Here is a 15,310-nt window from a genome sequence, read left to right as displayed (position 1 = left end):
TTGCATTAATAACAAGTCAATATGGAGGCGGGGATGTTCTTCCTTTACGTGTTGGGCGGCGCGGCACTGGCGCTTGCGGCGGCGGATCGCCTATTGCCAGGCCCGGTGGCACGCGCCTCGCTGGCGCTGGAGCGCAAGCGTTCCGGACTCACGCTACGGCATGGCTCCCTGCCCTACCTGGAAGGCGGTTCGGGCAGCGAAGTCCTGCTGCTGGTGCACGGCTTTGCCGGGGACAAGGACAACTTCACCCGCATTGCACGCTTCCTGACGCCGCACTACCGCGTGATCATTCCCGACCTGCCGGGCTTCGGCGATGCAAGGCGCGATCCATCCGCCAGGCACGATATGGCGGCACAGGTCGAAAACCTGCGCGCCTTCATGGCGGAACTGGACGTGCAGCGCTTTCACATGGGCGGCAATTCGATGGGCGGCTTCATCGCCGCCGAATATGCGGCGCGCTATCCTGAACAGGTGGCGAGCCTTTGGCTGCTGGCACCTGCAGGCACCGACGAGGCGCACGCATCGCAGGCAATCCAGCATTACCTGTCTGGCGGCGGCATGCCCCTGCTGGTGCGCGAGCCGCGCGACTTCGACACGATGATGGCGGCCTGCATGGTGAGGCCGCCATTCTTTCCCTATTCCTTGAAGCATGTACTGGCGCGACGCGCGGTAGCGGATTATCCGCTGCATTGCTCAATCATGCGTGAATTGGTCGAATCTCCCAAACTGAACGGACCGATCAACACGCCCGCACTCATCGTATGGGGTACCGAAGACCGTATCCTCAGCCCCAAAGGCGCCGCTGCCAGCAAGGCATTGATACCGAATGCGCGCTCGGTCATGATGGAGGGTATCGGCCACTTGCCAATGCTGGAAGCCACGCGCAACACCACACGCGACTTTCTGGAATTCCAGCGCTCCCTTAGATCAGGCTAAACAGCTGGCCTGCGCGAGCCATTGTTGTACCCGTGCCCAGCCGGGATCTTCAGGGTTAATTAATTCGTGGAGTTGCATCGATTCGACGGTGTCAAGCAGGGCGGCCGGTCAGGGCAAAAGCGCGGGTTCGCTTGAGGAATTCGTTGAACCGGGAGGCGTGTTCGGGGAAGCGCTCCTGGCCTTCGATGAAGATGGCCTCGGCCTCGTCGAGATGGCCCAGCTTGAGCAGGCATTCGCCTTTGGAGAAAAAGGCCGGCATGCCATCGGGGTTGAGGTAGAGGGACTCGTCCAGGTCGCGCAGCGCCTTTTCATGCAGGCCCAGTTCCATGAAGGCGAAGGCGCGCTTGTCCAGCGCATCGGTGTAGGCGGGATAGAGTTCGATGGCCTTGCCATACTCGTTGATGGCGTCGATGCGGCGGCCTTCGGCGGCATGCAAGCCCGCGCGCTCGAAATGCCCGGAGGCGCTGCGCATGATGGTGCCAGCATCCTGCCCCGTCAGGCGGACATAGAGATCGAAGTCCATGTACTTCAAGCCTTGCAGCTCGCGCGCAGTGGCAGGCTGGTTGCCGGCCAGTTCCCAACCCTCGGCCAGCGATGCTGCAGCACGCGGTGAGTGGGCCATGCGAACGGTCGCCTGTGCCAGCGATTCCGGCGCAGGCTTGGCGGCGCAAGCGTCATAGGTAATGCAATGCGCGGTGGCGCCATCGACAGCAAACACTTTAAGCGCGTTCCAGCCCTGGCCATCCGGCAGCGGCTGGACGAGCACGTCCCCCGCCCTCACGACGAGTTGCTGGCTTGGCTGGAAATTTCCCGCCGCCCTGGCGCGCGGGGCGCCGAGGGCAGCGAAGAAGGAAGTGATGGTTTTAAGCATGCACAGGAGTGTACATGCTTTTTTGGCAGGATTACTGCTGGGCGTAGGCCGCCAGGCGGGCGTCGGTACAGGGCTGCAGGTCGGCCGGGGAGCTGATGTTCATGCCCAGGTCGTTCAGCAGGCCGTCCTTCAGGCCGTAGACGAAACCGTGCACGGTCAGTTCCTGGCCGCGCTCCCACGCGTCCTGCACGATGGTGGTCGAGCAGACGTTGGTCACCTGCTCCACCACATTCAGCTCGCACAGGCGCTCGCTCTGCTTGCCGACATCGGCCAGCGCGGCGCCGAGGTAGCGCTCGTGCTTCTGCGCGACGTCCTGCACATGGCGCAGCCAGTTGTCGACCAGGCCGACGCGGCCGCCGGTCAGTGCGGTGTGCACGCCCTTGCAGCCGTAGTGGCCCACGATGATGACGTGCTTCACCTTCAGCACTTCGATGGCGAACTGCAGCACCGACAGGGAATTCAAATCCGAATGGACCACCACGTTGGCGATATTACGGTGCACGAACACTTTGCCAGGCGGCAGGCCAAGCAGTTCGTTTGCCGGTACGCGCGAATCGGAGCAGCCGATCCACAGGTATTCCGGCGCCACCATCGACAGGTCGCGGAAGTAGTCAGGGTCTTGGGTGACCTTTTTCTCCGCCCATTGGCGGTTGTTTTCCAGCAGGTGCTTCAGTACGTCGTCGCTCATATACTCACTCGAAGAAGTCTTTGACCTTGTCCATGAAGGATTTGGTCTGTGGGCTATGCTTCGCACCACCTTCGTTGGTGGAACGCTCGAATTCGCGCAGCAGGTCTTTCTGCTTGTCGGTCAGCTTGACCGGGGTCTCAACGGCGACATGGCAGAACAGGTCGCCCGGATAACCGGAACGCACGCCCTTGATGCCCTTGCCCTTGAGGCGGAAGGTCTTGCCGGACTGGGTACCGTCCGGAATGGTGAACGATACTTTGCCATCCAGCGTCGGCACTTCGATTTCACCGCCCAGCGCCGCCTTGGCGAAGCTGATCGGCATTTCGCAATGCAGGTCGTCGCCTTCGCGCTGGAACACCGCGTGCGGCTTGATGTGGATCTCCACATACAGGTCGCCCGGCGGGCCGCCGTTGGTGCCCGGCTCGCCGTTGCCGGTGGAGCGGATGCGCATGCCGTTGTCGATGCCGACCGGGATCTTCACTTCCAGCGTCTTGTTGCGCTTGATGCGCCCCGCGCCGGAGCACGATGGGCATGGTTCGGGAATGATCTTGCCGGTGCCGTGGCACTTGGGGCAGGTCTGCTGGATGCTGAAGAAGCCCTGCTGCATGCGCACCTGGCCGTGGCCGCCGCAAGTGCCGCAGGTGACCGGCTGGGTACCCGGCTTGGCGCCGGAACCGTGGCAGGTATCGCACTTGTCCCAGCTCGGCACGCGGATCGTGGTGTCGAAGCCGTGGGCGGCCTGCTCCAGGGTGATCTCCAGGTTGTAGCGCAGGTCGGCGCCGCGGTAAACCTGCGGGCCGGACGAGCGGCCGCGGCCACCGCCGCCGAAAATATCGCCGAAGATGTCGCCGAAGGCGTCGCCAAAGCCGCCGAAGCCGCCACCGCCGCCCGCCCCCATATTCGGGTCAACGCCGGCGTGACCGTAACGGTCGTACGCTTCGCGCTTTTCCGGGTTGGTCAGCATCTCGTAGGCCTCTTTGACCTCCTTGAACTTCTCTTCGGCCTCTTTGTTATCCGGATTGCGGTCCGGATGATATTTCATCGCGAGTTTGCGATAGGCCTTCTTGATTTCGTCGTCGGACGAATTCTTAGCGACCCCGAGGATCTCGTAAAAATCACGCTTTGCCATGGTGTACCAATTTATGCGAAAAAGCCGAGCGAGCCCCTGTTGGATGCTCGGCTCGGCAGGTCATAGAGTTGACCGGATTTGCAGCTTACTTGCTGTCTTTGACTTCCTTGAAGTCAGCGTCGACTACGTCGTCCTGGGCTGGCTTGGATTCAGCCTGTGCACCGGCACCGGCACCAGCGCCTTCGGCACCGGCTGCGCCTTGCTGCGCCTGCATGTCAGCGTACATCTTCTCGCCCAGCTTCTGCGAAGCTTCGGACAGTGCTGCCACTTTGGCGTCGATCGCTGCCTTGTCGCCATCCTTGATGCTGGCTTCCAGGGCGGTGATCGCAGCTTCGATCTTCTCTTTCTCGCCGGCGTCCAGCTTGTCGCCGTACTCGGTCAGGGACTTCTTGGTCGAGTGCACCAGCGCGTCGGCCTGGTTGCGGGACTCAGCCAGTTCCTTCAGCTTCTTGTCTTCTTCCGCGTTCAGCTCGGCGTCCTTCACCATCTTCTGGATTTCCTCTTCGGACAGGCCGGAGTTCGCCTTGATGGTGATCTTGTTTTCCTTGCCGGTGGCCTTGTCTTTCGCGCCCACGTGCAGGATGCCGTTAGCGTCGATGTCGAAGGTCACTTCGATCTGCGGGGTGCCGCGTGCCGCTGGCGGGATGCCTTCCAGGTTGAATTCGCCCAGGCCCTTGTTGCCGGCTGCGATTTCGCGTTCGCCCTGGTACACCTTGATGGTCACGGCCGGCTGGTTGTCGTCGGCGGTCGAGAACACTTGCGAGAACTTGGTCGGAATCGTGGTGTTCTTGTGGATCATCTTGGTCATCACACCGCCCAGGGTTTCGATACCCAGGGACAGCGGGGTCACGTCCAGCAGCAGCAGGTCTTTGCGGTCGCCCGACAGCACTGCACCCTGGATCGCGGCGCCGACGGCCACTGCTTCGTCAGGATTCACGTCCTTGCGTGGATCCTTGCCGAAGAACTCTTTCACTTTTTCCTGCACCTTAGGCATACGGGTCATGCCGCCGACCAGGATGATGTCGTCGATGTCGGACACTTTCACGCCGGCGTCCTTGATCGCGGTGCGGCAAGGCTCGATGGTGGCGGTGATCAGTTCCTCAACCAGGGACTCCAGCTTGGCGCGGGTCATCTTCAGGTTCAGGTGGACTGGAGCGCCGTTCGCCATGGCGATGTAAGGCTCGTTGATTTCGGTCTGCTGCGAGGACGACAGTTCGATCTTGGCGCGCTCGGCCGATGCCTTGATACGCTGCAGGGCGATTGGATCCTTCTTCAGGTCCAGGCCGTTGATCTTCTTGAATTCTTCGATGATGTAGTCGATCACGCGCTGGTCGAAGTCTTCGCCGCCCAGGAAGGTGTCGCCGTTGGTCGACAGCACTTCGAACTGCTTCTCGCCGTCCACGTCAGCGATTTCGATGATCGAGACGTCGAAGGTGCCGCCGCCCAGGTCATACACGGCGATCTTGCGGTCGCCCTTGTCGGTCTTGTCCAGGCCGAATGCCAGTGCGGCCGCGGTAGGTTCGTTGATGATGCGCTTGACTTCCAGGCCGGCGATACGGCCGGCGTCCTTGGTTGCCTGGCGCTGCGAGTCGTTGAAGTACGCCGGCACGGTGATGACCGCTTCGGTCACTTCTTCGCCCAGGTAGTCTTCAGCGGTCTTCTTCATCTTGCGCAGCACTTCCGCGGAGATCTGCGGCGGAGCCAGCTTCTTGTCGCGCACGCCGATCCAGGCGTCGCCGTTGTCGGCCTTCATGATCTCGTAAGGCATCAGGGAGATGTCCTTCTGGACTTCCTTCTCCTGGAATTTACGGCCGATCAGGCGCTTCACCGCGAACAGGGTGTTCTTCGGGTTGGTGACGGCCTGGCGTTTGGCAGGTGCGCCAACCAGGATTTCGCCGTCTTCTTGGTAGGCGATGATGGAAGGGGTGGTACGCGCGCCTTCCGCATTCTCGATGACCTTCGGCGCGCCATTTTCCATGATGGCGACGCAGGAGTTGGTGGTGCCCAGGTCAATACCGATGATTTTGCCCATGATTTGTTCTTCCTTGTGTACTAAGTTTAATTACTTCTTATATGTGGAATTTTTGTTTCTTTTCAAGTGCTTACTTTGGCTGGGCAGCCGTCACGATGGCGGGACGCAGCAGGCGGTCCGCAATCATGTAACCCTTTTGCAGCACGGTGACAACAGTGTTCGCTTCCTGCTCGGCCGGCACCATGGCCACGGCCTGGTGCTTGTTCGGGTCGAGCTTTTCGCCGACCGCCGGCATCACTTCGATCAGGCGGTTGCGCTCGAAGGCGGAATTGAGCTGTTTCAGGGTCATTTCGACGCCTTCCTTCAGCGATTCCAGGGTCGGGGTGTCGACTTTGAGCGCCATTTCCAGGCTGTCTTTCACCGGCACCATGGCTTCGGCGAAGCTTTCGACAGCAAACTTGTGGGCCTTGGCCACGTCTTCCTGGGCACGGCGGCGGATGTTTTCGCCTTCCGCCTTGGCGCGCATGAACGCGTCATGCATCTCGGCCAGTTTTGCCTCGGTCGCGGAGAGCTGCGTCTCCAGGTCGGACATCGCAGGAGCTTCAACTGGAGTCGTTTGCTCTTCTGCCTGCTCCACTTCCGGGTTCTGGCTTGGCTGGTTTTCCTGGTCTTGCATCTAAAAGACTCCTACAAAATCATGTTTATCTGACATCTGCTGCTTCATGCACGAGCAAGAAATGGGGCTTGCCCCGATCTTTTCAAGGGGTATTCTGCCCCTCGGTGCAAAGGCCCGGCGCACGCCGGAGGGAGTGTTGTTGTAACTGTAGAGTTACAAATTTTACAAAGCTCTGAGATACGTAAACCGGGGTTTTGACTAAGATGAATCTATGCGGTGCCTGGACACCGCGTCCCTCGGAGCGCATCATGAAGTTGCCATTTATTACAGCATCGATCATCGCGTGGAGCTTCCTTGCTACAGCGGTGATCGTCTTCAGCGAACTGTTCCCCTAACCAGTTATTTTAGCAGGTTAGCACTCACCACCCGCAAGTGCTAACAACTGCTACCGGCGCAGCTTGCGCATCGACGACATGGTCGGCCAGCCGATCATGTGTTGCTCGGCAACCTCGGTCAGGGCGGCAATCCAGGCTGGATGGCTGTTCAGGCAAGGGATGTAGTTGAATTCCTTGCCGCCGTTGGACAGGAAGTCGTGCCGCACTTCCATTGCTATTTCTTCCAGGGTTTCCAGGCAATCGCTGGTGAAGCCGGGGCAGATCACATCCAGCTTGCGTACCCCGTCTTTTGCCAATTGCGCCACGGTCGGCGCGGTGTAGGGCTGCAGCCATTCGGCCTTGCCAAAGCGGGACTGGAAGGTGACCAGGTAGTCGTTCTCGTTCAGGCGCAGCTTGTGCGCCAGCAGGCGGGCGGTTTCCATGCATTCGCGCTGGTAGGTGTCGCCCAGGTCGATGGTGCGCTTCGGTACGCCATGGAAGCTCATCACCAGCTTTTGGCCACGGCCGTTGCTTTCCCAGTGGGCCAGCACGGTTTTTTTCAGCGCGTCGATATAGCCGTCGTGGTCATGGTAATCGCGCACGAAGCGCAGCTCGGGGATGTTGCGCACCTTCTTATAGTGGTCGAACACGGCATCGCTGACCGAGGCGGTGGTGGTGCCGGAATATTGCGGGTAGGCCGGCAGGACCAGGATGCGATCGTGGCCGTCGTCTTTCAGCTTGCCCAGCACGTCGGGCAGCGATGGGGAGCCGTAGCGCATCGCCATCGCCACCGTCACGTCATTGTGGCCGCGCTCACCGAGCAGGCCGCGCAGCAATTTGGCTTGCGCTTGCGTGTGGAACTTCAGCGGCGAACCGTCGCTGGTCCAGATCGAGGCGTACTTCTGAGCCGACTGCTTGGAGCGGAACGGCAGGATGATGCCATTCAGGATGAACCACCAGACCGCCTTCGGGATTTCGACCACGCGCGGGTCGGACAGGAATTCCTTCAGGTAGCGGCGCACGGCGCCAGGCGTCGGTTCGTCAGGAGTGCCGAGATTGACTAGTACCACGGCGGTTCTGGAGACGGAGCCAGGCTGGAGGGCGGGTTCTTTGGCGAACGGCATCTTGGGTACTTTTTGTTATTCGTGGGCGGGCCATTATAAACTCTCCCCCGAAGCACTGATCTCATGATTTGGCCAGCGCCGCCATCACGGCAGTCCGTACGGCATTTTCGCTGCGCATGTCGACTCGCCGCGAACGCGGTTCCGCCAAACTTTCATCGGCATGAAAAGCAGGTTTCCGCTTGAGAGGGTCACTGGAACCTGCTCCAGGTACAAGGTGTCAGAGGAAGTTGCTTGCTCCAGCTGAATGGCCCCTAGGATCAAGCGCACCGAATCTACAAGATCAAGGCATGCGCTAGGCTTGGCACAGACGCTTTCCAATCGCGCTGTCCCCGCCTGGATTCCCGCGCGTGTCGCAGTCAAATCCTTCAACATCGCGTCCAGTGACTTGGCTTGCTCGGAATATTCGCCAGAGCGTACCAAATACAGGCAGACACGAAATGCGCGCTTTATCATCCGAGCAGCGTATTTGCGTTTCAGTCAGGCCGTATGGCTTTAAAGGTCGGCGTTAGCTATTCGCGCATTGAATGCGCCAGCTGCCATTTGGTTTCACCTGGCAGGAGAAGCCAAATGTGTTTCCATGCATTGCGCTTTGTCGAGGCAAGTTGATTGACCAGACATGCTGGCGAAATCGCTTGACCGTTGAAAATGATTTGGTCTCCGACCACCGAGGCATGGAATGTCTTGCGCTTGACGACGATGCGCAGTTTGGTTCCCTCTGGCAGGAATACATGCTTCCATTGATATCCTCCGAGCAGGGCCTGACGGCTCTTCCGGCAGTGGCAAACTTTGCTGCTCGATCCAGGCGGTGATCGCCTTGCTTGCCACCTCCGCGACTTCTTCGCTTACGGTCGAACCGTCGAGAAATTTACAAAGGTTCTCGAACACCGTGAAAGTGACGGGGATGCTGATGGTCGGCTCCATTTTTCCCTCCTTCTTCGCTTCGTTGCGCAATGCTGCGCGATCGTGCGCAAAGTGGCTCTTTTGTGCTCTTTCGCTGCTCCTTTGTGCTCTTTCAGTGCTCCTTTGTGCTCCTTTGGTGCGCTTTTTTGCTCCTTTGCTGCTCTTTTCTGCTCCCGAGGCCAGGAGCAAAAAAGAGCAGTGAAAGAGCACAAAAGAGCAGAAGAAGAGCACAAAGGAGCACTGAAAGAGCAAAAAAGAGCAGCAAAGGAGCAAGAAAGAGCAGCAAAGAGCAGCTTTGCGTGGGCTATGCGAGCAAAACTTAAGGACTCGGAATTCGGAAGGACACCCCAGAATCCTCCGACTGTTCGCAACTGCTTAGAGCCGTGCGCGTGGCATCTTCTGTCGTCATAAATATCTTATCGTTCAGGAATCAAGCCGCGCTCCGGCATGCTTACTGGCAGTTCGATCCACGCCTTCTGATCAGGGTGGGTTGTTCGGCTAACGGTAGTAGTTCTCGATGCACTCGCCACAAATGACTGCTGCGTTACCCTCGACGCAGCCACGCTCGAACTCAAATGGCCGCCGACCACAAAAGGAACAACTCCGACTTCCCATCATGGAATCGTAATATTCCAGTGCCGCTTCGACACTGGTGTTTAGGCTAATCCATCGAGATGCGACTCCTGGGTAATCTTCCTCGGCCCTGGCTTTAGTGTCTTCGATAGTAGTCCCGGATGCGCCAAGAACATTCCAATCTGAATCGCAGTGCAAGAGCATTGCGCCCAGGTCCTGTCCCCGCGTAATAATCTCCAGCATACGGGTCACCGCCCGATAAATTGACTGCTGCAGATTGCTTGATCGCTTCCTCAAGCATATACGAGGTTGAATCAGGAGCCTGGCAATATGCCGGATATTCGGAGTGTTCGTGGAACCTTTGCCGAGAGTACGGAGGGCACAACGGAGCAGGAAACAGGGACAAGTACTTGGCTGGCGCAGCGTAATCGTTCTCGAGCAAATTCCCATACATATCCGCCGCCGGCACGTAGCGCGCGTAGAACTCGGACGGCGTCATTGAGCCTGCGAGAAGCGACAGCCATGCAGGAATAACGTCTCCCCAAAGCAGGCGCCAATCCATTGGCATCACGCAGCTATAGGAGGACATGGCGCAATCAAGAGGCCAGCAGCTCGCGGGCGTGCTTGCGGGTGGTAGCGGTGATTTCAAGCCCCCCCAGCATGCGCGCTACTTCTTCGATACGCGCTTTCTGGTCCAGTACTTCGATGCGCGAGGCGGTGCGGCCGTTGTCCGATGGGCCTTTAGCAACCTGGAAGTGCTGGTTGCCCTGGCTGGCGACTTGCGGCAAGTGCGTTACGCACAGGACCTGGCGTTCCTGCCCGAGGCGCTTAAGCAGGCGGCCTACTACTTCAGCGACGCCGCCGCCGATGCCGCTATCGACTTCGTCGAAGATCAGTGTCGGCACCGTCGTCGCGTGCGAAGTGATCACAGAGATCGCCAGCGAGATACGCGCCAGTTCACCGCCCGACGCCACTTTCGCCAGCGGGCGCGGCGCCACGCCGGCATGACCGGCAACCAGGAATTCCACCTGCTCCACGCCGTACGCTGTCGGCTCGCACGGACGCAGCGCGATCTCGAAGCGGCCACCGGACATGCTCAACTCCTGCATGCCCTGCGTAACGGCCAGACCCAGCGATTGTGCGGCCTTCGCTCGCGTCGCCGACAGGTCCGCAGCCAAAACGAGGTAGGAAGCCTTCAGCTTTTCCTCCTGCTTGCGCAAGCCTTCCAGGTCCGCTGCATCTGCCAACTGCGCCAACTTTTCCGACAAGCGCTCATGCTCGTCCGGCAAATCATCAGCCAGCACGCGGAATTTGCGCGAAGCCGAATGCAGCGCCTCCATGCGAGCATCAACCTGGCGCAAGCGCGCAGGGTCCAGCTCCACGCGGTCCATGTAGGTATTCAGCGCATAAACGGATTCCTGCAACTGGATGCGCGCCGACTCGAGCAGGTCGACCACCGGCTGCAATTCGGCATCGACTGACACCAGCTTGCCGAGCCGAGTCGCAATCGTGGTGACTTGCGACAGCACCGGATGATCTTCCGCTTCCGACAGCACGCCCAGCGCTTCCTGCGCGCCTTCCAGCAGGCTGGCCGCGTGCGACAGGCGCGAATGTTCGTTGCCGATTTCCGCCCACTCGCCTTTTTTCGGCGCCAGCTTGTCCAGCTCCGTTACCTGCCACTCCAGGCGTTCGCGTTCGAACTGCAGGTTGGCCGCGTTGGCTTCGTATTCTTCCAACTGCTTCGACAAAGCGCGCCAGGCGCGGTATGCGGCGGTCACTTCCCGCACATTGGACCCGCCCTGGTTATCCAGCAGCTCGCGCTGCGAGTCGGTTTTCAGCAGCGACTGGTGCGCGTGCTGGCCGTGGATATCCACCAGCATATCGCCCAGCTCACGCAATTGGCCAGCCGTCGCGGCCACGCCGTTGATGAACGCTTTCGAACGGCCTGCGTTGTCGATCACACGGCGCAGCAGCGCGCCGCCCTCCTCCACCGCAAACTCGTTCGCCGCCAGCCAGGCCTGCGCCTGTTCGGTCAGCGCGAAATCGGCGGTAATGTCGGCCTTGGCCGCGCCCTCGCGCACCATGCTGCCATCGCCCCGGCCGCCCAGCGCCAGCGTCAGTGCATCAATCAGGATGGATTTACCGGCACCGGTTTCGCCGGTGAAGACTGTGAAGCCAGGGGAAAATTCAAGCTCAATCGAATCGACAATAACGAAATCGCGGATGGACAGGGTTCGAAGCATCAGATTTTGCCGTCAGTAGAGGGGTATTCGTTCCAGTGCAGCTTTTCGCGCAAGGTGTTGTAGTAGCTCCAGCCTTCCGGATGCAGGAAGGTGATGGTGTGCGGCGACAGGCGGATATGGATCCGGTCACCGTTCGCCAGGCTGGCAAAGGTCTGCATGTCAAAGTTCACGGTAGTGTCTTTGCCGCGCTTGATCTCGATCATGATCTCGCTGGAGTCGGGCAGCACGATCGGGCGGTTGGACAGCGCGTGCGGTGCGATCGGCACCATCACAATGCCGCCCAGCGTTGGGTGCAGCAGCGGGCCGCCGGCCGACAGCGCATACGCCGTGGAGCCGGTGGGGGTCGAAATGATCAAGCCGTCCGAACGCTGGTTGTACATGAACTGGTGGTCGACGTCGACGCTCAGCTCCACCATGCCGGCGCCGGCGCCGCGCGATACCACCACGTCGTTGACGGCGGTGCCGAAGAAGATCGCCTTCCCTTCGCGCATGACGCGCCCTTCCAGCAGGGTGCGGCGCTCGGCCTTGTGGGTGCCGCCGAGGATGCGGCCCAGCACGGGCAACATGTCTTCCTGGCGGATGTCGGTCATGAAGCCCAGGCGGCCCTGGTTGATGCCGATCAGCGGCGTGTCGTAGGAGGCCAGCTGGCGCGCGATGCCCAGCATGGTGCCGTCGCCGCCCATCACCACCACGGCGTCGGCGCGCTCGCCGATGCCCTGCACGCTCATCGAGGGAATATCCGTGATGGCGAGGTGCTCGGCCGTGTCAGCCTCCAGCACCACGCTGTAACCGCCCTGCTTCAGGAAGTCCAACACATCGCGCACCGGCTCTTCGATGCCGGTGGTATTCGGGCGGACAACCAGGGCAATCGTGTTGTACATCGGATGCGTAGCGGACATATCAATCTCGGTCAAAATATGGGGGTGGCAACACGCAGCAGAGTAACCCATAATGCTTGCTCATGCCATGCATTGCGACGCTGGCCGATACGCCGATAAACACTGTATATTTGCACAGTATATAACAAGGGAGACTGGAATGGCAAAAGCATTGGGCATTGGCGGGATTTTCTTCAAGTCCAAGGACCCGGTGGCGCTGATGGCCTGGTACCAGGCCTGCCTCGGTCTGCCGGACGAGGCCAAGGAATATGCCTCCTTCGCTCCCGCCACCATGCCGGCGAATGGCGCCACGCTGTTCAGTCCTTTCAAGAGCACGACTTCCTACTTCGCCCCGTCCAAGCGCGAGTTCATGATCAATTTCATCGTGGATGACCTGGATGGCGCGCTGAAACAGGTGGCCGATGGCGGCGGCACGCTGGTGGGCGATGTCCAGTCCTTCGACTATGGCCGCTTTGGCTGGTTTACCGATCCGGACGGGAATAAGGTCGAACTGTGGCAGCCGACTGCTGCCGAGTGAGAACCGGCTCGGCTAGCTGATCCATCTCAAAGGCAGGCCAGCAGCGGCTTTCCAGGCGGCAAGGTTGAGGTAGAATTCAAGCTGTTGAGAGATTCACTCCCCTTCTTGCCCGCCATGGATTCCGTATCAGAAGCCCAGTTTGAACTTGAGCAGTTGCGCCTGCAAGCCAAGCGGCAATTGCTTGGGACGGTGGCGCTGGGCGTCATGGCTGGTCTGCTGGCATTTGTCGGCCAGAGCGCCCTGGGGCAGGCGCGCCCCCTGCTGGAAGGCTCGTTCGGGTCTTGGCAATCTTTCTACACTTTCGTGCTGTGGGCACTGGCCATTGCGTGGCTGGTGGCACTGGCCCAGCAGGGCATCCACTTCCAGGACATCAGCGAGCGCTTCGAATCGCAGCGCCGCCTCGACACCGTCTACGCCGAACGCGCCGCCAAGGCGCAAGCCGCCGAAGAAGGCCGCCAGCGCCAGCGCGCCGAAACCGAGGCTCGTCAGACCGCAGAACGCACCAGGCGCGCCAACAAGAAGGTCCGCAGCAGCAAATTCGACTATTAATCGTGGGGTGTTTTCAGTTTCCCTCTTGCTCGCAAGCTGTTAATCTTAGCTTTTTGATAGCAAGGAGATTGGTGTGCTTATCCTGTTTGCAGCATTGATGACGGGGTTTGCCATCGGCAAGTTCATGCCGGACGGACGCGGCGCGTATCGCATCTGCATTCCTGCCAGTATCGTCGCCTACGGGCTGATTAAAACGCTGGTCGCCGGCTTCCCGGATATGGCAATGCTCATCGCTGTCGGTGTACTCCAATCGCCGTTGCTGATGTTGGGCGTATTCCTTGCCCGCCGCAATACCAGGCGCAACACATTCGAAGCCGATTGAGCGCCGCGAAAGCCTTACATCCAGTTCTGGTCCTACTGCCCGGAATGGATGGAACAGGCGAGCTGTTTGACCCATTCATCGCCGCGCTCGGCGACCAATTTGAGGTGCGCGTGGTGCGCTACCCAGGCGATCACCGCGGCGGCTATGCGGAACTCGAGGCGTTTGCCAGGGCGGCAATTCCACCGGAGCGGCCATACGTCCTGCTGGGCGAATCGTTCTCGGGGCCGATTGCCATTTCCCTGGCGGCGGCGGCACCTGGGCAATTGCGCGCGCTGGTGTTGTGCTGCACATTTGCGCGAAACCCAAGGCCAGGATTGGCGGCCCTGGCGCCCTTGGTCGGCGCGGTACCGTTCAAAGCATTGCCGGCCGCTTGGCTCGTGGCGGCCCCAATACGCGCGGCCTTCAGGCAGGCACTTGGCCAGCTCACGACGCCGGCACTGCATGCTCGGATGCGCGCGGTACTTGCCGTCGACGTCTGCGACCGGCTGGCGGCCTGCGATGTGCCGATACTGTATTTGCGTGCGACACGCGACCGCCTGGTGCCGCGCGCGGCGGCAGCGCTGGTCGCGCAGCTCAAGCCAGCCACCACGGTGATCGACTTCGATGCGCCGCACTTCCTGCTGCAAACCGCGCCCGAACAGGCCGCGCACGAAGTCGCGGCCTTCGTGCGGCTTAATGGGCGGAGATAATCCCCAGCCCCATCACGCCCAGGATGGCGATGGCCAGCGAAATCCCATGCAGCACGCTAAGCAGGACCCAGCGCCAGAATGTCCCCCACCTGCCCTTCCGGTAGACACGCTGCATGGCCCACGGCAGGTAGCCGGCCACCCAGCAGAACGCCAGGAACTTCAGGAAGCCGTCGGGCAGGAAGATGAACACAGCGAGCATCACGAAGGCGAATGCGTTGGTGTGCAGCGCGAACAGCATATGCTCGCCGTACTTCTTGCCGCTACCGAGGTAGAGCAGCTTGAGCCACAAGGCGAAAATCGGCATCAGCAGGAAGATTGCGTACGGCGCGTATTTGTAGAAGCCCGCCTGCATGGCCGCGCTCTTCTGCCGGTCATCCATGTTGTTGAAGCGCTCGATGGCGTGGGAGATGCCGGGCGTCTCCTTCTCCAGCACCAGCTGCAGCCTTTCGTTAACGATCGCGGGCTGCTCTTTCGCCGCCACCACCTGCTGCGTCGCCCCCGGCGGCAAAGGGCGCGGATCGACCGTGGCAACGTCCGCATCGCTGAATTTCAGGATGGCGAAGAAAAGGATGCTGAGCGACAGGTACAGCCGCAGCGGCTCGACGTAGCGCTTGCGCCGGCCCGCCAGGTATTCGGCGGTCAGCAGGCCGGGACGGAACAGCAAACGCGTAATGGTGCCCCACAAGCGCCCTTCCAGCGCAACGTAGTGGCCAATGAATTCGTGCATGAATTCACTGAAGCTGGGTGCATGCAGGTGGCTCTCCTGTCCGCACATATGGCAGAAATTCCCGGAGGTGGTGGCGCCGCAGTTGCGGCAAGTGTTGTCGGTGGCGATATCCATATTGCAATGCTACCGGCGTAATTGCTTCTGTTCAAGCTGGCGACCGCCGCCGCGTGGCTTCGCTACC

Annotated in this window: 15 protein-coding genes; 5 read left to right on the top strand and 10 right to left on the bottom strand. The window is 60.4% G+C overall.

All coding sequences use genetic code 11. From position 1 onward, the window contains the following. Positions 1-33: 33 nt before the first annotated feature. Positions 34-936, top strand: coding sequence for an alpha/beta fold hydrolase (locus ASE26_RS27990; RefSeq protein WP_055934034.1), 903 nt, complete (start codon positions 34-36; stop codon positions 934-936). Between the two features lie 91 nt (positions 937-1,027). On the opposite strand, the gene ASE26_RS27985 is transcribed toward ASE26_RS27990, so the two are convergent. The 9 genes from ASE26_RS27985 to ASE26_RS27945 all read right to left on the bottom strand — a co-directional run bounded on the left by ASE26_RS27985 (position 1,028) and on the right by ASE26_RS27945 (position 12,325). Further along, on the bottom strand, positions 1,028-1,807 hold the full coding sequence (locus tag ASE26_RS27985; protein WP_055934035.1) for a tetratricopeptide repeat protein: 780 nt from the start codon (positions 1,805-1,807) through the stop codon (positions 1,028-1,030). Positions 1,808-1,838: 31 nt separating this feature from the next. Next, positions 1,839-2,495: a carbonic anhydrase gene (locus tag ASE26_RS27980; RefSeq protein ID WP_055934037.1), complete on the bottom strand. Its 657-nt coding sequence runs from the start codon at positions 2,493-2,495 to the stop codon at positions 1,839-1,841. Between the two features lie 4 nt (positions 2,496-2,499). Further along, positions 2,500-3,624 carry a molecular chaperone DnaJ gene (gene dnaJ, locus ASE26_RS27975; protein ID WP_055934039.1) on the bottom strand — a complete coding sequence of 375 codons (1,125 nt, stop codon included), beginning with the start codon at positions 3,622-3,624 and terminating at the stop codon, positions 2,500-2,502. A gap of 85 nt (positions 3,625-3,709) precedes the next feature. Next, positions 3,710-5,656, bottom strand: a complete 1,947-nt coding sequence (gene dnaK / locus ASE26_RS27970) for a molecular chaperone DnaK (protein ID WP_055934041.1) — start codon at positions 5,654-5,656, stop codon at positions 3,710-3,712. A 70-nt stretch (positions 5,657-5,726) separates the two neighbouring features. Further along, positions 5,727-6,272 (bottom strand): nucleotide exchange factor GrpE, encoded by a 546-nt coding sequence (grpE, locus tag ASE26_RS27965; RefSeq protein WP_055934043.1) that lies wholly within the window; start codon positions 6,270-6,272, stop codon positions 5,727-5,729. Between the two features lie 385 nt (positions 6,273-6,657). After that, positions 6,658-7,710, bottom strand: a complete 1,053-nt coding sequence (hemH, locus tag ASE26_RS27960) for a ferrochelatase (protein WP_055934044.1) — start codon at positions 7,708-7,710, stop codon at positions 6,658-6,660. A 546-nt stretch (positions 7,711-8,256) separates the two neighbouring features. Then, positions 8,257-8,631 carry a hypothetical protein gene (locus ASE26_RS30975; protein ID WP_156398098.1) on the bottom strand — a complete coding sequence of 125 codons (375 nt, stop codon included), beginning with the start codon at positions 8,629-8,631 and terminating at the stop codon, positions 8,257-8,259. A gap of 1,148 nt (positions 8,632-9,779) precedes the next feature. Continuing rightward, positions 9,780-11,426, bottom strand: a complete 1,647-nt coding sequence (gene recN, locus ASE26_RS27950; protein WP_055934047.1) for a DNA repair protein RecN — start codon at positions 11,424-11,426, stop codon at positions 9,780-9,782. Beyond that, a complete protein-coding gene (locus ASE26_RS27945; protein WP_055934481.1) occupies positions 11,426-12,325 on the bottom strand; it encodes an NAD kinase in 900 nt (299 codons plus the stop codon). Before ASE26_RS27945 ends, recN begins: the two co-directional genes overlap by 1 nt. Before the next feature lie 139 nt (positions 12,326-12,464). On the opposite strand from ASE26_RS27945, the gene ASE26_RS27940 reads away from it, so the two are divergent. The 4 genes from ASE26_RS27940 (at position 12,465) to ASE26_RS27925 (ending at position 14,402) form a co-directional block, all read left to right on the top strand. Beyond that, complete coding sequence (locus ASE26_RS27940; protein WP_055934050.1) at positions 12,465-12,842, top strand: VOC family protein; 378 nt, start codon at positions 12,465-12,467, stop codon at positions 12,840-12,842. 114 nt (positions 12,843-12,956) lie between these two features. Continuing rightward, on the top strand, positions 12,957-13,391 hold the full coding sequence (locus ASE26_RS27935; RefSeq protein ID WP_055934052.1) for a hypothetical protein: 435 nt from the start codon (positions 12,957-12,959) through the stop codon (positions 13,389-13,391). A gap of 73 nt (positions 13,392-13,464) precedes the next feature. After that, positions 13,465-13,713 (top strand): hypothetical protein, encoded by a 249-nt coding sequence (locus tag ASE26_RS27930; protein WP_055934054.1) that lies wholly within the window; start codon positions 13,465-13,467, stop codon positions 13,711-13,713. Next, positions 13,710-14,402 (top strand): alpha/beta fold hydrolase, encoded by a 693-nt coding sequence (locus ASE26_RS27925; RefSeq protein WP_255357020.1) that lies wholly within the window; start codon positions 13,710-13,712, stop codon positions 14,400-14,402. The genes ASE26_RS27930 and ASE26_RS27925 overlap by 4 nt, the downstream gene beginning before the upstream one ends. Here ASE26_RS27925 and ASE26_RS27920 read toward each other — a convergent pair. Beyond that, positions 14,386-15,243 carry a DUF3667 domain-containing protein gene (locus ASE26_RS27920; RefSeq protein WP_055934058.1) on the bottom strand — a complete coding sequence of 286 codons (858 nt, stop codon included), beginning with the start codon at positions 15,241-15,243 and terminating at the stop codon, positions 14,386-14,388. The two genes, ASE26_RS27925 and ASE26_RS27920, sit on opposite strands and share 17 nt — an antisense overlap. Positions 15,244-15,310 lie beyond the last annotated feature (67 nt).

This window comes from Duganella sp. Root198D2, from assembly GCF_001428585.1.
Taxonomy (GTDB): domain Bacteria; phylum Pseudomonadota; class Gammaproteobacteria; order Burkholderiales; family Burkholderiaceae_D; genus Rugamonas.
The sequence above is the reverse complement of the archived record's forward strand: the minus strand, read 5'-3'. Positions and strand labels throughout refer to the sequence as shown.